Source organism: Micromonospora sp. WMMD882 (assembly GCF_027497255.1).
GTDB lineage: Bacteria > Actinomycetota > Actinomycetes > Mycobacteriales > Micromonosporaceae > Micromonospora.
This window is the reverse complement of record NZ_CP114903.1, coordinates 889,803-908,849: the sequence shown is the minus strand read 5'-3', so window position 1 is coordinate 908,849 and position 19,047 is coordinate 889,803. Positions and strand designations below refer to the sequence as shown.

6 protein-coding genes are annotated in these 19,047 nt (G+C 74.5%); 3 read left to right on the top strand and 3 right to left on the bottom strand.

What is annotated here, in order from left to right; genetic code table 11:
- Positions 1–13: 13 nt before the first annotated feature.
- The 3 genes from O7606_RS03470 to O7606_RS03460 form a co-directional block, all read right to left on the bottom strand.
- Entirely contained in the window at positions 14–976 is a 963-nt protein-coding gene (locus tag O7606_RS03470; RefSeq protein ID WP_281597532.1) for a hypothetical protein, read from the bottom strand.
- Between the two features lie 95 nt (positions 977–1,071).
- Positions 1,072–1,374 carry a WXG100 family type VII secretion target gene (locus tag O7606_RS03465; protein ID WP_281597531.1) on the bottom strand — a complete coding sequence of 101 codons (303 nt, stop codon included), beginning with the start codon at positions 1,372–1,374 and terminating at the stop codon, positions 1,072–1,074.
- Positions 1,375–1,398: 24 nt separating this feature from the next.
- Entirely contained in the window at positions 1,399–1,719 is a 321-nt protein-coding gene (locus O7606_RS03460; protein ID WP_348651134.1) for a WXG100 family type VII secretion target, read from the bottom strand.
- 296 nt (positions 1,720–2,015) lie between these two features.
- Here O7606_RS03460 and O7606_RS03455 point away from each other — a divergent pair, with 296 nt between their 5' ends.
- The 3 genes from O7606_RS03455 to O7606_RS03445 are packed head-to-tail and all read left to right on the top strand — an operon-like array spanning position 2,016 to position 18,899.
- On the top strand, positions 2,016–2,435 hold the full coding sequence (locus O7606_RS03455; RefSeq protein ID WP_281597530.1) for a YbaB/EbfC family nucleoid-associated protein: 420 nt from the start codon (positions 2,016–2,018) through the stop codon (positions 2,433–2,435).
- A complete protein-coding gene (locus O7606_RS03450; protein ID WP_281597529.1) occupies positions 2,432–3,298 on the top strand; it encodes a hypothetical protein in 867 nt (288 codons plus the stop codon). The genes O7606_RS03455 and O7606_RS03450 overlap by 4 nt, the downstream gene beginning before the upstream one ends.
- Before the next feature lie 7 nt (positions 3,299–3,305).
- Positions 3,306–18,899 carry a toxin glutamine deamidase domain-containing protein gene (locus tag O7606_RS03445; protein ID WP_281597528.1) on the top strand — a complete coding sequence of 5,198 codons (15,594 nt, stop codon included), beginning with the start codon at positions 3,306–3,308 and terminating at the stop codon, positions 18,897–18,899.
- Positions 18,900–19,047: the final 148 nt, after the last annotated feature.

Genomic DNA, 19,047 nt, shown 5'->3' with positions numbered 1-19,047 from the left:
CCGTACCGCGCGATCAGCTCTCGCCGCCGTCGGACCTGTCACCGCCGGACTTGTCGCCGTCGGACTTGTCGCCGCCGTCGCCCCCGCTGTAGCCGCCGGAGGTGACCTGGCCGTAGTCGCCGATGTCGTCGATCTGCCCCCAGGGCCGACCCATCGCCTTCGCGAACTCCGCCTCGGTCATGTTCCGGAACTTCTCGGACTTGTCCTTGAGGTCCTTGCCGGTGCGGACGTTGCCGTCCTCGGTGTACTCGTAGGAGTTGGCCATCGCCAGCAGGCTCTCGCGAAGCGCGAACAGGGCCTGATGGATCTTGGTCAGCAGGCCCGCCGTGTCACCGATCAGGCCCGGGTTCTCGTCGCCACCGGCGAGCTTGCGTCGCATCTTCTCCGCCCGGGCGAACTTGCCCGGCAGCACGTTCAGATCGTCGAGATTGCCCCGGACGTCGAGGATCATGCCGCCGGGCTTGCCGCCCGTCGTCGACACGATCTTTCCGATCGAGTTCGCGAAGTAGCGGATGGCCTCGGTGCTGACCTTCAGCTCGCCGTCCTTGTTGTCGCCGCCGGTCCAGGTCTTCACCTCCGGCACCGGGATCTTCCCGTCGATGTCGAGGTGGTCGTTCTCCCCGAACTCGTCGACGTCGATGCCGCCCCCGGGCACCGACGTGGCCTGGTCGACCAGGTAGTCGTCGACGAGTTTCGACCACTTGTCGGCCGGCAGCACCTCGCGCCAGTACCACTCGAAGGCGGCCTTCTCGTCCGCGGTGTAGAAGCGCCAGTCGACCTTGTCCACGCCGGAGAGGACGTTGCCCGGGTTCCGTTGGTCGAAGGCGACGATTTCCGCTTCCGCCCGGTCGATCACCGCCTGGATCCAACCGTCCGGGTGTTTGTCCGGGAAAAGCCAGATCTCGCCCTTGTTGAACTTGTCGAGAATGCCGATCTCGTCGATCGCCATGTCGTTGGGGTTACTGAGGTCGGCCATCCGTCCACGACCTTTCCGTGCGGCCAACTGTCACCGGTGGCGCCACCGAGGGCGGCCGGTTGCCGGACGACGTCGCCCGCCAACCGGCCGGCACGTCAGCCGCCGCGAACGTCGTTCCAGATCTTGGTGTGCCGCTGCTCGGTCGTCCCGTAGTTCTCCGAGATCGCCAGCAGCGTCTGCCGGGCCTGTTCGAGGTAGACCGACATCGCGCCGGCCGCGCCCCGCCACTCGGCCTTGGCCGCGTAGTAGGTGGTCTGCGCGTCACCCGTCCAGTCCTGGAGGCTCCGCTCGACGTTGCGTTCCATCTCGTCCAACGCGCTGGCGATCCGCCCGTTGATCTGGTGCATGTCGTGCAGGGTCGCGTCGGCCTGGTTGAAGTCGAACCGGTAGTTGGACACCGTCACGTCCTTTCTCAGCAGGGGTCAGACTCCGGGCAGCGCCGACATGAAGGACTGGGCGCTCTGCGCGGCCTGGTCCTCCGCGGCCCGGTAGCCGGAGGTGGTGGCGCCCATGACGTCCATCATGTGCAGCAGTTGGTTGATGACGACCTGGAAGGACCGCTCCCAGTTGTCCATGGCCTGGTTGAAGCTGTTCGACGCGTCGCCCCGCCAGCTCGCCTGCAACGTCGCCATCTGCGTGTTGACGCTGCGCAGGTGACCGGTGAACTCCTGGGCCTTGGCGGCGAACTCGGTGGCCGCCGCCTGCATGCCCGGTTCGGAAGTCTGGACCGTAGGCATGGTCACAGCGAGTCTCCTTTCGTCGTACGTCGGGAAATGACGACGTCGAACGTGCTGCGCTCGGTGGTCGCCCACGCAGAACGTTCCGGCCGGGCGACCACCGGCGGCAAGCTCACCGGTCGGGGCATGTCCGAACGACGGGGCAACTCTGCCTACTTCCCCCCTGCCCGCCGTCCGCCCGCGGGTTCGCCCGGTGCGGCGGGGAAGAGCGGCTGCACGTTCGTGCCCGGAAACCCCGGTCGACCCTTCCGACCTGCCCGGCCGGCCCCTCTACTTGACCCCGCGCAGGGAGGGAGCGGCCGATGAGCTTCGACGATCGCATCGAGGAGCTGTTCGCGGAGTACGAACGTCAGCGCAGCAGCCTGACCGAGCTCCAGGAACGGATGAGGGAGATCCAGGCGTCCGCCACCGCGCCCCGACGAGAGGTGACGGTGACGGTCGGCCAGAACGGCGTGCTCACCGCAGTCACCTTCCCGACCGGCGCGTACCGGCGGATGACGCCGGTGGAGTTGCAGGCCGTCATCATGCAGACCTACGCCGAGGCGAAGGAACAGGTCATGGACCGGGCGGCGGACATCATCGCGCCGCTGCTGCCGGACGGGATGAACGCGGCCCGGATGGTACGGGGCGAGGCCGGCGTCGACATGTACCTGCCGCCCGGGGGCCCCCGGATGACCAGCGGCGTCCGGCGGATGCTCGGGCTCGCGCCGGAGCAGCCGTGAGCGTGCCGGACGGCTCCATCTGGGTCGACCCCGAGGGCGTCGTCCGGGCCGGCGACGCCTACGCCGACCACCTCGCCCGCTACGACGGTTACCTGCGGCAGTTGGACGGGCTGCGGAACCGGTTCGCCCCCGCCTGGGGCGACGACGAGCTCGGCACCGGCTTCAAGAACGAGTTCGACCAGACCCTCGACGTGGTCGAGGCCATCGTCCGCACCGTCCGGGCGTCGGTGGAGTACGCCGCCGTCGGGCTGCGGCTCAGCGGCCAGGGGTACGGTCAGGCGGAGGACGACGCGAAGCTGGCCGGTCGCACGATCGGCGGCGCGTTCGACGACCTGCCCGGAAAGCTCCCGCGGTGGCAGCCCGGCGCCGGTGACCCCGAGGCGGTTCCCGCCAGACCCGCGTCGCTGAACAAATGGACCGGGGACGAGCTGCCCCGGCTCCGGCCGGCCCGGCTCAGCACGGCCGACCCCACGGATCCGATCCAGCGGGCCTACGACGGCCAGCAGCCCGGGGAACCCACCCGGTTCAGCCCGGCGATCTCCGCCTTCCGGGGCTACCCCACCACGGGCGTCCACGTCGACGGTGACCCGATCCCCGCCGGATACCAGCTACGGTCGCTGACCACGCTGCCCGACGGCACCGCGCGGGCCGACGTCAACCACTACGACGCGATCGTCCCGCTCGGCGGCCGGACGGTCACCGGGCCCGACGGCCAGCCGCTCGACGCCGACGGCGGACAGTTCTTCCTGGTCAAGCCGAAAGCGGAGCTGGACTTCGACCCTTTCTCGCCCGACTACCAGCCGCTGATCGTCAGCTTCCGCCCGGACGGCTCGGCGGCGCCGCTGCTCGACTACCCGACCTGACCCGGCCATGGGCGACTTCCACATCCCCAACGACCCCAACTGGCAGTGGGCGTACGACGCGATCCTCTACACCGTCGGTGAGGAGTTCCCCAAGGGTGACCCGTCCGAGCTGAAGGCGCTCGGCATCGAGCTCGAACGTCTCAGCCGCGAGGTGTACGACGTCGTCGGCCCGACCCAGGCCCTCGGCTTCGGGCTGCACGGCAACCTCGACAGTCCCGCCGGTGACGCGTTCCAGGAGTACCAGCGGGCGATCACCGGACCGGTACCGCAGGGGGCCGGGAAGCTGCTGATCGCGGGGCACGTCGCCGACCAGGCCAACCAGCAGATCGACTACGGGCAGACCCAGATCGTCGTCGCCGCGTTCATGATCGTCGTGGAGATCGCCCTGGCCATGGCGTCCGGCTTCGGCGCGACCCTGGTCCCCGCGTACCTCAAGATCGGTCAGCGGATCAGCCAGGCGCTGCTCGACCGCCTCAAGCACGACCTGCACCTGCTGCTCCTGCGCCTCGCCCAGGAGGCGGCCGAGGAGGGCGCGCAGGAAGGCGCGGAGAACATCATCGCCCAGGCCATCGTGCTCGGAAAGAACAACAAGGACGGCGGTTTCGACTTCTCGGACCTCTTCCTCTCGGTGGGCGCGGGCGCGTTCATCGGCACCGTCGCCGGTGGCGTCCACCAGATCGGCGGCCGGTACTTCCCCAGGTTCAGCGGCACCGCGCACGGCCAGGCCGGGCTGGGCGCGATCGGCGAGCTGCTCGGCGAGGCCGCGTTCCTGGCGATGATCGGCGGATTCGCCAACTTCAACGCGCTGGCCACCGCGGTCTCCTCCGTGGTCGGCTCCTACGCCACCCGGTACGCGCACGACGCCGGCGAGTTCCTCGGCGGCGAGGGGCCGCCGGACGCCGGCACGCTTGACGGCCCGCCGAAGAGCAAGGACCTGGCCGCCCTCGACGGCGTTCCGGACCCGGCCGGGAACCGACCGTCCGGCGGGGACGACGAGAAGGGGCCGCGGGACGAGTCCACCCCGCAGGGCCCGTCCGGCACCGGCGGCGACCCGACCGACGGCCCGCCGACCACCGGCGACGACACCACCGGCGACCGGCAGGGCGGGGACGGGTCGGGCGGGGACGGGTCGGGCGGGGACGGGTCGGGCGGGGACGGGTCGGGCGGGGACGGGCCGGGCGGGGACGGGCCAGGTGGTGACGGGCCGGGCAGTGACCGGACGGGCGGCGAGGGGCGGTCCGACCGGGACGGCCCGCCGCTGGACGCGCCCCCCGTCGTGCCGCCACCGGTCGTGCAGCCTCCCGTCGCCCGGACCACCGACCCCGTGCCACCGCCGGTCCTGGTGGACACCGACCAGACCCGGCCGAACGGAACACGCGGCCCGTCCGGCGCCGACGACCGGCCGCCGCCGCCCGTCCTGTCGCCGTCCGGGCCGTACCCGGGGCCGACCGCCCCCGGCATGCACCAGGGGTTGCCGGACTTCGAGACCCTGCCGGTCGGTCCCGGCCCGGTCCGGGGCGACGCCGGCCCGCCGGACGGCGCGGACCCGACCACCGAGCAACCGCCGACCGTACGGCAGCCCGAGTCGGTGCCACCCGTCCAGCCCGAGACGCAGCCGTCGGCGCGCACGGACGGCCAGGGGCAGCAGCCGCCGGCGCTGGTGTCACCGCCGACCCCCGGCCCGACCACCGGCCCCGTCGACCCGACCAGCCAGCCGACCGACCCCACCAGCCAGCCGACGAACGGCCCGACCGACACCCCGACGGACCTGACCCAGCCACGCGGCACCCAGCCCGGCGGCGCCGAGCCGACCACGACGGTCCCCCGGAGCAGCGCCGAGTCCGGACCACCGATCGGCTCGACCGACCGGCCGCCGACCTCGCCGACCACGCAGCCCGGCCCGACCGGCAGCGGGACCGATCCGACCGGCACGCAGACCGGCCCGACGAACACGCAGCACGGTCCGGCGAGCGGTGTCGTCGACGCCGCGCCGCCGGTCGGCGACGACCGTCCGACCCGGACGGACGGATCGCCCGTCCGGGAGCGGTCGGGGCTCAACGGCAGCCCGGAGGCCCCGCCGAGCACCGGCGGTCCACACCCGGTCGGTCGCACGCCGGCCGGCCCGGTGATCGACCCGGAGGCCGTGGTCTGGGGCAGCCGGGACAACGGGCCCCCACCGGTCGTCCCGCCTGCCGTCCCGGGGCCGGCGCCCACCGCGACCGACGCCACCCCGGCCGGCACGTCACGCTCCACCGGCCCGACCGGGGCCGGGCCCGCCGGGTCCCCGAGCCGCGCCGCGAGCGGGCCCGCCGGGCAGCAGACCCGCGACGGAGGGGAACCCACCGAACAGCAGAACCAGGGCTCCGAAGTCGGCCCGACGGACCCCGGACCGGCCGCGCCGATCGCCGGCGTGACCGATCCGCCTGCCGTCGACGTCGACGCGGTGATCACCGGCCTGGACGGGTTGCGCATCGACGGCGTCGGCGCGTTGATCTCCGACCTGGAGCATCTGCGTATCGGTGACGAGCCGCCCCCTGACCCGATGGAGATCGACCTGCCGGAACCACAGCCGGCAGCCCACCACCAACCGGCCTCGCGCCGACAACCGACCACCGACGAGCAAGGGCCGACCACCGAGCAACAACCCACCTCGGAGCAACAACCCACCTCGGAGCAACAACCGACCACCGAGCAACAACCGACGTCGGAGCAGGAGCCGACCTCGGAGCGACAACCGACCTCGGAGCAAGCGCCGGCGTCCGAGCAGCGGTCCACGTCGGAACGGGAGCCGACATCCGAGCAACCGGCCACGTCGGAGCCGGAGCCGATCTCGGCGCCCGCGCCGAGATCGGAGCAGGAGCCGACATCCGAACAGCAGCCGGCGCGGGACGGGCGGCCCGAGCCGGAACCGGAGGGCGAACCACAGCCGCGACAACAGCCGCAACCGGAACCGGAGGGTCAGCCACCGCCGGCGCCACCGGCACAGCGGCAGCCGGCGCCACCGGCACAGCCGGAGCCGGAGCCGCAGCCGCAGCTCGCGGTGCCGCCGGCGCCGCCGACCGCCCCGCCCAGCCCGCTGGGCGAGCAGTTCCTGCTGCTCCGGGCCGCAGCGGCGAACCCCGAAATCGGCGAGCAGGACCGGGCCGTCCTCGTCGCGCAGCGGGACGCCGCCTTCCTTGCCCTGCTGGACCACGTCTCCGTCGTGCCGGGGCCGGGCCTACCCCCGGTGATCACCGCCAACAGCATCACCAACTGGGACGCCAGCGGCGACCTGGCCATCGTCCGGGACGCCCTGATGCCGGATCTGCGGGAGGTCAACCCGGTCAAGCTGGGCGAGCAGGACACCAACTGTCACCTGACCGTCCAGATCGTCGACCGGATGGCGGCGGGGCACCCGGCGCAGCCCACCCCGAAGGCCGGTCCCATGCGTGGGCTGCACACGTTGGAAACGCAGATGGGCGGTACGTTCGGCCCGCCGACCGACATCTACGGGGTCGTCCAGACGCTGGGCGCGCTGCCTCCTGGCTCGCGTACCGTGCTGGCCTGGTCGTTCCCCACCGCCCAGACCGCCCGGACGGGGCACCTGGTGAACGCGTTCCGACTCGCCACCGGGCACGTGGTGATGGTGGACGGGCAGGCGGGCGACCTGGCCAGCCCGCCCGCCGGGGCGGAGAACCCGGCCTTCCACGTGATGCCCACCCACGTCCCGACGACGGAGGCGCCGCCGCCTCCGCCCGTCCCGCAGCCGCAGCCGCAGGCGGACCTGACGGCGACCGGGCCGACCGCGCCACCGCCGGCCCAGGCACAGACCGCACCGCCGGCCGAGGCGCAGACCGCACCGCCGGCCCAGGAACAGACCGGGCCGCCGGCCCAGGAACAGACCGCACCGCCGGGCCAGGCGCAGACCGGGCCGCCGGGCCAGGAGGAGAGCGGTACGCCGCCGGTCTGGTACGGCGCCCGGAAGCCGCCACCGCCCGAGATCACCGCCCGGCGCAACCCGGCGTTCGAGGAGCTGGTGGCGGAGCAGGAGGAGGTGACGAGCGGGAACTACCCCGCGAAACGGGACGCGCTCATCGCGCAGGGGCAGCCGATGGGCTTCGTGGTCAACATGATCGCCGAAGCGGACAAGGTCGACCGGCTGCCGGAGGTGATCGAGGGGCTGCTGGCCGGCTTGGCGCAGCCACCGCCCAGGGTCGCGGTCGTGGTCTCCTTCAACCTGCGGAACCTTCAGGCCGGCCCGGAGTTGCAGGAGGCGGTCGACCGGGCCGCCGAGGCGGTCGCCGGCCTGCCGGTGCCGGTCGCGGTGCTTGGTGACCTGATCCCGCCGACCGGGAGCTTCCCGTTCGGCAGGGCCCGTAACAAGGTGCTCGGGTCACCGGAGACCACCCAGGCCGTGCAGGCGCTCGTCGCCCGGGGGAACTACCCGTACGTCTCCATCCAGGACTACGAGGACGCCCCGCGTACGGTCCGGGGCCGGGACACGGACGGCTCGCCGGACACGCCGCCGGCCGGGCCGCACATGTTCGACCGGCTGCGGGAGTTGACCGATCCGACGCCCGAGGATGTCGACCCGATGGCGCTCGACCCGAGCGTCGACGGCGACCCGGACGACGCCGACCTGGACAGTGACGACGGGATGGACTGGGAGGGCGTCGCCGAGGAGGACCGGAACGCGCCCCTGCCACCGTCGCTCAGCACGCCGACGCGCCCGCTGATGATGGTCGGCGGCTACCGGGTCGGCTCGCCCGGGCGGCTCGTCGCCGACGTCCAGGCCCGGTTGGCGAAGGCGGCCCGGAACACCACGGACCCCGACACCCGGCAGGCGTACGAGTCCTTCGTCGAGCAACTGGACGACGAGCGCGCGGCCCGCGAGTTCGTCCAGGAGTTCACCCGGGAGATCGACGACGACATGCAGACCCGCGACCGGCAGGCGCGGATCCACCCGCTGGTGCCGTACGCGCCGGAGCCGAACCTCTTCGTCGACGGTCTGGTGGTGCTCGGCAACGACACGGTCCGGTTCGGCGAGGGCGCAAGCGAGTTCAACCTGCTCGGCGAGCGGCTGCACCGCGCGTACCGGGCCGAGCTGCCCGCCCCCGGCGACGAGGAGGGGTCGACGGCGGACGACGGCGCGCAGCGGTTCACCACGCCCCCGGTGCCGCACCCCACCCGGGGGACGCCGTTCGTGACCGACTTCTTCGACTCGGCCACCCCGACCGACCTGTCCCGGCTGGCGTTCGCCTACCTCACCGAGAAGGTGCTGCGGCAGACCCACACCAACATGGGCGGCGTGTCGGGCCGCTTCTTCGGGCTCGACCTGACGACCCGCCCCCGGGCCAAGCCGACCGACATCAGGAAGGCCAAGAAGGGCACCAGCCTCACCACGTACGCGGAGAGCAACGCCTCGAAGCCGGACCCGTACGCGCTGCGGCGCGACGACGGGCAGTCCACGTCCTCGTGGATCGACGGGCTCAGCTCCGCCGACCGGGAGCACCTGGGCGACAAGGCGCTCAACACGCTCGCCCCGTCCATCTCGCTGGGGTTCCGCGACAACGACGCGGGCGTCGGCCTGCCGCCCGACCAGAAGGTGTACGCGGCCCACCTGCTGTCGGTGTCCAACACGTCGTACACGATCCTCCAGGAGTTCGCGAACGCCGCGAGGACCAACCGCCAGACCCCCACCACGGTACGGCCGGGATCGCTGTACGACGTGCTGGGCGTCGAGGCGGGCGTCGCGCCGACCGACCTGCGCCAGCGGGTCCTCGACTCCGTCGCCCTTCCGGACATCCCCCCGGGGACCTCGGACGCGGCCCGCAAGAAGATCCTGGACGCCTACGAGAAGGGGCCGCTGGCGGCCTTCCGCCAGCACCGGCTCGACAACCCCTACTCGTACGGGCACTTCGTGGCGACCGCGATCGCCGCGCAGCCGCCCCGGCCGCAGGGGATCGGGGGCCTCGCCGGCCCGGAGGCGCTGCCGCCGGCCCCGCCGGTCGACGCGAAGGAGCGGCGGCGGCTGTACGCGGCGTCCGACGCGGCGCTCATGGCGGCGGCCCGGGAGCTGGGGCTGACCATCGTGGTGGACACCGAAGGGGTCCCGACGACGTTCCCGGTCGCGGACGCCACCCGTACCGTGCGGCTCACCCGCGCCCTGGACAGCCAGAACCAGGTCGTCTTCCGGTCGGCGACGGTGGCGGGGCGGCCGTCCCCGCGCGGCACGGCGCCCGCGCCCGGCGGTCGGGTCGACAGCCGCCGCCCCCGGCGCGCGCCCACCGTCGTGGACCGGGACACCATCGACCGGCTGCGTCCCACGGTCCCCCCGCACCGCGCCCACGCCACCGCGTACGACGTGATCCCCACCGGTCAGCGGACCGGCCCGCTGCCCGACGTGGTCGCCGACTCGTACCGCGCGGCCGGACTGGAACCCCCCACCGACGGCCCGGTGACCCGTCCCACCCTCGACCACCTCGCCGGCCCGATCGCCTACCGGTACCGGCAGCTCACCACCCCCGGCGGCGACACGGTGCACGACTTCACCGTCCGGATCCACCTCGCCCCGCAGGACCCGACCGCCGAGCGGCGGCTCCCGGCCGTCCAGGACCGCGCGCGGGCGGCCGTCGACAGCGCCTTCAACAACGGCTACCGCCTCGGCGACGGCCAGTTCCACGCCCACGTCGAGTTCGTCGGCCCCGACGACGCCGACACCACCGTCCGGCTGTACGGGGAGAACCCGCCCCCCACCACCCAGACCACCTGGTCGGTCGACGGGCCCGACCACGAGTACGCCCACGAGTACGGCCACTACCTCGGCCTCTACGACGAGAACCTGGACACCCGGCTGACCGGCCCGGACGGCGAGCCGGTGCGCCGGATCTTCAACCGGGACCCCTCCTCGGCGCACGTGTTCGCCGACGACTCGCTGATGGCCGCCGTCGACCCCGACGCGCCCGGGGAGCTGCGCCAACGGCACCTGGACCAGATCGCCGGCCTCGCCGCGACCACCCTGGACCCCGACCGGGGCGACCTTCCGCCGCAGGCCGGCGGTCCCCGCCCCGCCGACGACGACGTCCCCACCCGACCGGCGATGGGCATCGAGATCGAGGGCCGCCGGCACGAGCTCGTCTCGTCGTTCACCCTGGACTACAACGAGGTGCTGGTCACCCACACCAGCGGCACGGTGGAGATCAAGGTCGACGGCTACCACCCCCGGGAGTCCGACGGGCGGAAGCTGTCGGACAAGGTCCACATCGGCGAGGTGGTGAGCGCGCCGTTCCGGGTGTCGCCCCGGGAGGACCGCCCCGGCCGCGCCGAGGCGGCGGACCTGGCGGTGGAGGCCAGCCGGCGGCTGGACAGTCTCGCCGAAGGCGACGAGACCTCCCTGACGGAGCTGTTCCCGGAGTCCGAGGGCTGGCGGGTGACCGCGATCGGCGAGGAGGTCACGGTACGGGGGCGCAACCTCAACCCGAGGAACGACAACCCCTACACGCAGTACACGGTAGGGGTGCCGCTGGCTGGCGCGACCCGGGTGCTGCGGCACGTCGCCGACAACTCCTCGTCGGTGCCGGCCGACGGCTCCCCGCGCAGCCGCCGGGGCATCATCGAGGACGGCCTCGCCGTCGCCGAGCGGGTCCGGGCCCGCTACCGGCAGTGGGCGGGCGGCGCCGCGAGCGACCTGGACGCCGAGGAGATCGCCGGTGTCCTCGCGATCACGTACCCGCACCTGGCCGCGCTCGCCTACTCCCACGCCGCGGACGTCGCCGGGGCGGAGGGCCGGATGTACAAGAGCTACCTGGCGGCGGCGTCCCGGGTCGGCCCGACGGCGCTGCACGCGGCGCTCTCCCCGGCGGCCCGGGAGTTCCTCGGCGCGCACCGCGACGAGATCCGGGCGCTCGTCGACCGGCAGGTCGGCGCCGCCCTGGGCGGCGACCCCGCCGTCACCGCCGCCCTGCGTGACCTGGGCCTGCTCGATCCCGACGGCGGCTACCACCTGACCCGGGCCCGGCCCGAGGATGTCGGCGGCACGATCCAGGACTACCTCGACAACGCGCTGCTCGGCGACCGGGCCACCGTCCGGTTGAACCAGGAGATCTTCCTGTCCACCCACTTCGACCGGCTGGACGACAACGGGGGGCACCTCGCCGACCGGCCCCTCGCTCCCCTGGAGATCCGCGCCCTGCGCGCCCACCAGAGCCTGACGGGCGCCCGGCAGCAGACGGAGGACCTCGCCTCGGTCCTGAACGACGTCGACCGGACGATCCCGGTGGCCACCCCGGACCGGCTCGACCAGCAGCTCACCGACGTCGCCGCCACGCTCGCGCCCGCCGCCGGGCGGCTCACCCGTCTCCGGGACACGTTGGCCGCCCTGCCCGTGGCGCGGATCGCGGCGGCCCGGACGTTCCACGCCGGCCTGGACACCCACCTCGGGAACGCCTCGGCCAGGCAGGACGAGATCCGGGACACCTGGCAGCGGACCAGGGACGGACTGGTCGGCGAGCGCTCGGGACGACGCCTGCTCGACGACCTGACCCGCACCGCCCGGGACCACGGCGTCGACCCGGCCGAACCGGACCTGCGACGGTTCGCCGTCCTGGTCGACCAGCACCGGGCCGCCGTCGCACAGGCCGAGCGCCACGCCACGCAGGCCCGGACCGAGCTGCGGCGGGCCAGGGAGTTCCTCGACGACCGTCAGGACGACATCCTCGGGCACCAGGAACAGTTGGCCGAGATGTTGTCCCGCGTCGACCGGGTCCGCGAGCTCGCCCCGGCAGTCGACGAGGACGCGCGGGAGGCGGAGCGGATCGCCGACCGTCTCGACGCCGCGCTGGGCACGGCCCGCGCCGCGATCGACGCCTACCGGGCCGGTTCCGGCGGCGGCAAACGGGCCCAGGACGGGTTACGGCAGACGGTACGGGCCGTGGCGGAGATCCGGGGCCGCCTCGACCGGACCCGACGAAAGTTCCAGGACATCGGGTTGCCCGCCCCGGGGGGTGACCTGCACGCCGCAGTGGACACGCTGACGCGGGCCGTCAACCGAACCCACCTGCAGGGGCGGACGGCCGTCACGAATCTGGGCGACGCCGACCTGTTCCTCCGGGACGGCGCCCAGCACGCTCGCGCGGCGGACGCCGCCGTGGACCGGGCGCGGGCGGCCCGGGAGGAGGCCGTCCGGCTCGCCGTACGCCTGGGGTTCGGCCCGGGCGCCCTCGGCCCGGTGGCCGAGCTCGACCCGGGTTCGGACGGGGACCTCGACCTGTCCGTCGGCACGGACTCCGATCTCGAAGCCGACGTCTACTCCGACGTGTCCGGCTCCGACGGGCAGGACCCGGAGGAATCCGACCCGGAGGAGGCGGCGTCGGACCGGGCGGACTCCGACCCGGAGAACCGGTCCGACGACGGGGACCAGGTCGGCCGGTGGCGGTTCGGGCCGGCGGACGACACCGGACCGACCCCGACCGGAGACGCCGGTACGGCCCGACCGGTGGACGTGCCGGCCGGCATCCTGCTCGCCGCCCCGGGCGACACCGGCATCCCCCGGCCGGCCCGCCGGTTCCCGGCCCGCGACGACCGGTTCCACGTCTTCGCGCACGCCGGCCCGGACAGCCTGCACGTCGGGGCCGAACGGATCTCCCCCCGCCAGCTCGCCCGGATGATCCGGGAGAACCCGAGGTGGCAGGGCCGGCCGGTGGTGCTGATCGCCTGTGACACCGGGCTGGACCGGCGGGACGGGTTCGCCGCCCGACTGGCCCGGGAGCTGCCCGGCACCCGGATCGTCGCGCCGCAGGGCGTGGCGTTCGCCGGCACCAGCGGCCACGCGATCGTCTCGCTCACCGACTCGTACGACGAGCACGGCGTGCCGCTGCCGGGCGCGGTCACCGAAGACACCCGGTGGCTGGGGTTCGTCGCCGGCCCGGACCCGACCGCCGACGTGACGGTGACCGAGCTCGACCACCTGCTCGGCCCGGACACCCCGCTCGGGGAGTTCGACCCGGCCGACACCCGCGCCCTCCTCGACGACCTGGTCGACCAGACCAGCGACGACCTGGCCGACGTCGCCCCGGCGGCGCGGCAGACCGTCGACGACATCGCCCGGTTGCTGCCGGCGACGTCCGACGCGCAGCGGTGGCAGCACGAGGCCACCGCCCTGGCCACCACCGCCGGGCAGACCGCCGACCAGGTCCGGCTGGACGTCCGGCAGATCACCGACCGCACCGGGCAGGCCCGCCGGCTCGACGAGACGGCCGACCGGGCCGTCGAGGAGGCCGCCGGCCGCTACGACCGGCAGCGGACCCGTCCGCTGCGTGAGGCCGTCGAGCGCGCCCACGCCGAGCGGGGCCGGGCGGGGCAACCGGTCCGGCAGGCCCTCGCCGCGGCGGACCGGGAACGCGTGACCCTCGAAGAACACCGCGACCTGGCCGGACGGGCCCGCGACCGCGCCGACGAGGTCACCGACGACCTCGCCGCGCTGCGGGACGTGCACGACGAGCTGGTCCGGCTGCTGGACCGGGGACGCCAGCACCGGGCGGACGCGGCGGCAGCGGCCCGGGACGCCGCGCGCGCCGAACAGGAGCTCGCCACCATCCCGCCCGACGACCGGGTCCGTCGCGCCGGGTGGCAACTCGCCATGGCGCGCGCCGCGCAGCAGGCCGTCTTCGCCGCGTCCGGCGGCCGGGAAACCCGGAACCGGGTCGCCGACCTCGTCACCGCGTACCGGCAGGGGCCGCTCGCGCCGGCACGGCGGTCCCTGCCGGGCCGGCTCGCCGCCGCCCACGAGACCCTGGCCCGGGTCCGGGCCCGGCAGCCGTACGCCGACGCCGCGTACGACCGGGCCACCGCCCGGCTCGACACGGCGCACGAGCGGATGAGCGAGGTCGAGGAGGCCCTGGCCGACGTCGCCGACCTGGCCGACGAGCTGGGCCTGCGCACCGAGTTCCGGACCACCCCGCCGCCCAGCCCCACCGACGACCCGCCCGCCGAGTTCCTCACCGAGACCGTCTCCGACGACGACGACCCGCCCGCCGAGTTCCTCACCGAGACCGTCTCGGAAGACGACGACGACCCGCCGGCGGATCTGCTGGTCGAGAGCCCGCCGGACGACGGGGAGGACTCCGGGCGGCCGGTGCCGTTCGCGCCGGCCACTACCACGGCGCCCGCCCCGGCGGACCCGGCCGACGACGGGACGCCGCTGCTGGCTCCGGCCCCGCTGCGGGACGCCGCCGGCCGGGTGTTCGGGGTCAGTTACGCCCGGCACCCGCACAACGCCCAGCGGACCGCCGCCTGGGCACACCGACAGCAGGTCCGCACCGTCGGCGACGTCGACGGGTACGACGGCACGGTCGGGTCGGGCACGCCGACGCGACGGACGGCGCAGTGGGCCGCGAGCCGGGGCCGCCGGCCGTTCGTCGTCCACTTCGACCAGTCCGACGGGCGGTACGCGTACGCGCCCACGGCCGGTGGCGGCCGGCGTCGGCTCACCGCGGACGACGTGGTCCGACTGGTCAACGGCACCGGACTGCTGGACCTGCGGAACGCGCCCCCGACGACGTCGCTGGTGCTGCTGTCGCCGTACGCGGGCTGGCACACCGAGCCGGGCAACCTCGGCTACGACGTGCTGGCGGCGGCCCAGCGGACGTACGGCTACCAGGGCGACGTGCACGCGCCGCAGACCGCCCCGTCGGTGGTGGCCGGTCGGCTGGCGCTGGACCACGGCGGGGACTTCACCACGTTCCTCGCGCCACCGTCGATCCCGTCGACGTACCCGTCGTCGATCCCGTCCTCGCCGGTGCTCTCGACCGACCCGGGATCGCCGGGCGGCCGGGACGACGCGGACGACGATTCCGGGTCCGACACCGGGCCGGACCCGAACGAGGAGATGCTGGACCGGGAGACGCCGTACCAGCCGCCCCGGTTCACCCCGGCGGAGTTCACCGATCCGCTGACCGGCGGCACGCCGCCACCGCCGTCGACGAGGCCACGGGTCCGGCCGGTCCTCGACCCGCAGGGCGAGGCGTTCGGCGTCTCGCTGCTCAGCGACGACGCGGACGTCCAGAAGCTGACCACGTACGCCGGGGACAGCAGCCCCGCCGCCCGCGACACCGTGCTCCACTACGACGCCAAGGGCGACCAGACCTACTCGCTCGCGCCGTGGGCCGCCGACGCCGACCGGCCGGGCGGCCGGCCGCTGTTCCTCTTCGTCAAGGGCGCCCCCGACGGCCGGTCGCTGCTGCTGCCCCGGGCCGACGGCGGCGCCGTCATCGTCGCGCCGGAGGACCTGCCCACCCTGTTGGCCGCCGACCCGGACTTCCGCAAGGTCGACGACGGGGACTTCAACCGTCCGATCGTCCTGGTCGTCCTCGACGCCGGGCCGGGCAGCTCCTTCCCCCGCGAGGTGGCCCGGAAGTTCCTGGCGGGTCAGGTCGCGCTGGGCGGCTACCGCAAGGTGTACCACCCGACCGGGGACGCCTGGCTGCCCCGGTCGCGCACGGAGAACGCGCTGCGCGTCAACGAGGGCGGGTACGAGCTGGTCCGCGAGCCCACCGTGGACGAGTTGCGCGTGGCGGAGCTGCCCGGCGGGCGGGGCGTCGTGCTGCCGCTGCCCGGCGACCCGGCCGACATGTCGGTGGCGGTGCGGGGCCGGCGCGGCGGCCCCGGGACCGACTTCCTGGTCGGGGTGGCCGGCGACGGTCGCCGGGTGTGGGTGGGCACGCCCGGCGGGCGCAAGGTCGAGCTGGACGGCGGCCAGTTCGGTCGGGCCGTCGCCGGCCATCCGGCGCTGCGGGCCGTCCTGGCCGGGCCGCCGACGGTCGGGGTCACGCTCGCCTCGCCGCTGGCCGGGGTACGCGACGACACCGGGCACACCGGCTACGACTTCGCCCGGGGGCTGGGCGTGGACACCCGGCAGCGGGCCGTCCGGGCGACCACGGAGGTGCTGCCGGCCACCGGGTCGACGACCCCGGTGGCGCAGGTCCCGTACGACCGGATCCGGGCCCTGAAGATGACCAGCGGGCTGTCCTTCGGGGGCGACGTGGGGGTGTTGTACCCGACCGCCACCGAGTTCTTCCACATCATGCCCAGCACCGCGTACGAGAGGTGGTTGCAGCAGACCAGCTACATCTCCCTGGAGCACTACGGCAAGCCCAACGGGGACCTGCTGCTGGAGAAAGCGCCGTGGGGCAAGAAGCTGCCGGTGGTCGTCCGGGTCGGTTCCCTGGACGACCAGCACCTGTCGGTACGCGACGCGCACGACACCAACCGCAACTACACGCTGCCGGTCACCGGGCTGCCCCGGGTGCTGGCCGGCACCCGGGCGTTCCGGGACGTCGCCGGCCGGTACAGCGACCGGTCGGTGCTGGTGCTGCTCCCGCCGACCTTCTCCACCCGACACGCCGAGCGGCTGGCCGCCAGCCTCCGCGACGACCTGCGCCGCCTCGGGTACTTCCGGGTCGTGCACGTCAACGTCGGCTCGGAGGTGACCGACACCGGCCGGATCACCAGGCCGATCTGGAGCCGCAGTCACGAGCCGACGCCGCTGCTGCCCCGCGAGGTCGACATCCGGCCGCTCTACCACCCCGGCATGGTGCTGGCCGGGGTCGCCTTCCCCACCAAGATCGAGGACTCGAACACCGACGCTCAGTTCGTGCTGAACACCACCCGGGGCGGGCCGCTGACGTACACCAGTGACCCGGCGACGAGCGCCCCGAAGGGCACGCCCGGCGTCGAACGTCCGCTGCGGCAGCCCTCCGAGAAGTGGGACGCGCTGCTGCACGCGCACGGCGCGAAGGACAACTTCTGGATCCGGATGCGCCACGGGATCAAGCCGGACGTCATCGCGGCCTCCGGCGACACGCTCGTCGACCTGCTGAACAACGCCCGCTACCTGGCGAAGTTCCCGCCCGGGCAGTTCCGGGGCTTCCTCGGCGTCGTCTGCTGGGTCGGCACGCATGCCTGGCCCGCCGGGCCCGCCGCGCAGTTCGGCCGCCGGCTGCACGAGCTCGGCGACCACCGCGGGTTCCGGGGGGCGAGCAACGTCGTCTCGATGAAGTTCGTCGCCGGCAAGCTCTCCGTGGCCGACCAGGGCGGATACTCGGTGTTCCCGCCGCCGGGGACGGTCGTCCCGGCGGACCCCCAGGGGGGCCGGGTCCTCGGCGAGGTCGACGACGACGAGCCGCCGACCGGGCCGACGCCGACCCGGCAGACCGCGCCACCGCCCGCCGCCCGGCACCACCCCGGGCTCACCCTCACCGACCTGCGGGTCATGGAGCTCACCGACCCGTCCGGACGGGTCGAAGGGCTGGCGTTCCCGCCCAGCGACGACTTCGCCGCCCGGTTCGCGCTGGTCATGCCGGCCGCCCGGGCCGGCACGTACCGGGCCTTCCCCGCCGGCTTCGACGGCACGCCCCGGCAGCAGCCGGCGCCCTGGCAGGACGACAAGCCGATCTTCTCGCTGTTCGTCGCCCCCATCACCGGTGACGGGGTGCGGGTACGGCACAAGGACCACGGCGTGCTGCTCATCCCGCTGGCCCAACTGGGTCAGGTGCTCGTCGACGCGGGCGTGCTGAGGCGGCCGGGCGTCGGGCCGTACACGCCGTTCGTGTTGTGGACCTCGCGGGCCGGCGGACGCCCCGGCCGGGGCCCGGCCGAGGAGCTGCGCGGGGCGCTGCGCCGGGGCGGCCACCGGGGCCAGGTGTTCGCGCCGACGACGAGCCTGAAACTCGACCCGCCCGGACCCGCGCTCAGCGACGGCGGCACGTTCCGCCGGTACGGCGACCCGCCCGCCCGGCGGCCGGTCCCCGAGACCGGACTGGTCGTCGTGCCGCCCGAGCCTGCTCCCCGCACGTCCACCCCGGACCCGTACCCGTGGCAGCCGGACGCCGCCTACCGCCCCCCACCGCCCCCGCCGGTCCACCGGCCGGTCCCGACCACCGCCCGCCCGGTCCGGGCCGCCCCGCCACCGCCGGAGCCACCGGCGTCGCCGCCACCGGAGCCGCCGCCGACGCCGCCGACGCCCCCGCGGGCCGTGCCGGTCCCGCCGGCTCCGACGGTCGCCCCGACGCCGCTGAGCACCGTGCGGGTACGCGACCGACGCGGCCGGACGGTCGGCTTCGGCATGCCGTACGGCGCCCGCACCGCCACCCGGATCTCGGACAACCTGCTCCTGGTCGACAGCGGCTCACACCGGCGCTACACCCGGTCGGACGGGCAGCACGAGACCCACCGGCGCACCCCGTGGGACGGACGCCGTGGGCTCGGCGGCCCCCCGCTCTGGGCGGACGTCGCGGGCCTCGTCGACGACGGTGACCCCGCGCTGGGCACCGGGTCGAACGTGGTCACCGGCGGCACGCTCGCCCGGCTGCTCGTCGACGGCGGTTACCTCGCCATGGGCGCGAGCTGGCACACCCCGATCATCCTGCTGTCGTCCCGGGCCGGGCAGGCGGACGCGCCGACCGGGGCGGCCCGACGGTTCGTCGACCGGCTGCGGCAGCTCGGCTACCGGGGCACGGTCTACGGCGTCACCGGCGACCTGGCCCGCCGGACGGGGTCCCGGCACGAGGAGGACTGGCTGCGGGTCGTCGACGGCAGGTTCGTGCGGCTCTCCGAAGGGACGCTCTGAGCGCCGGGCCGACCCCGGGCCGCCCCTGGGCGCCGGCCCGGGCACGTCACCGGCCCGAGGGGCGGGTCGACCCGAGCGGCGGCCCCGGGTACGAACGGGACCGCCGCCGGGCACGCGCGGGCAGTCCTGCCCGCCGGCCGGGAGGTCC

Excerpts from the sequence above, each read along its gene's own strand:
- O7606_RS03470 (WP_281597532.1), bottom strand. The coding sequence starts at position 976 with ATGGCCGACCTCAGTAACCCCAACGACATGGCGATCGACGAGATCGGC.
- O7606_RS03455 (WP_281597530.1), top strand. The coding sequence starts at position 2,016 with ATGAGCTTCGACGATCGCATCGAGGAGCTGTTCGCGGAGTACGAACGT.
- O7606_RS03445 (WP_281597528.1), top strand. The coding sequence starts at position 3,306 with ATGGGCGACTTCCACATCCCCAACGACCCCAACTGGCAGTGGGCGTAC.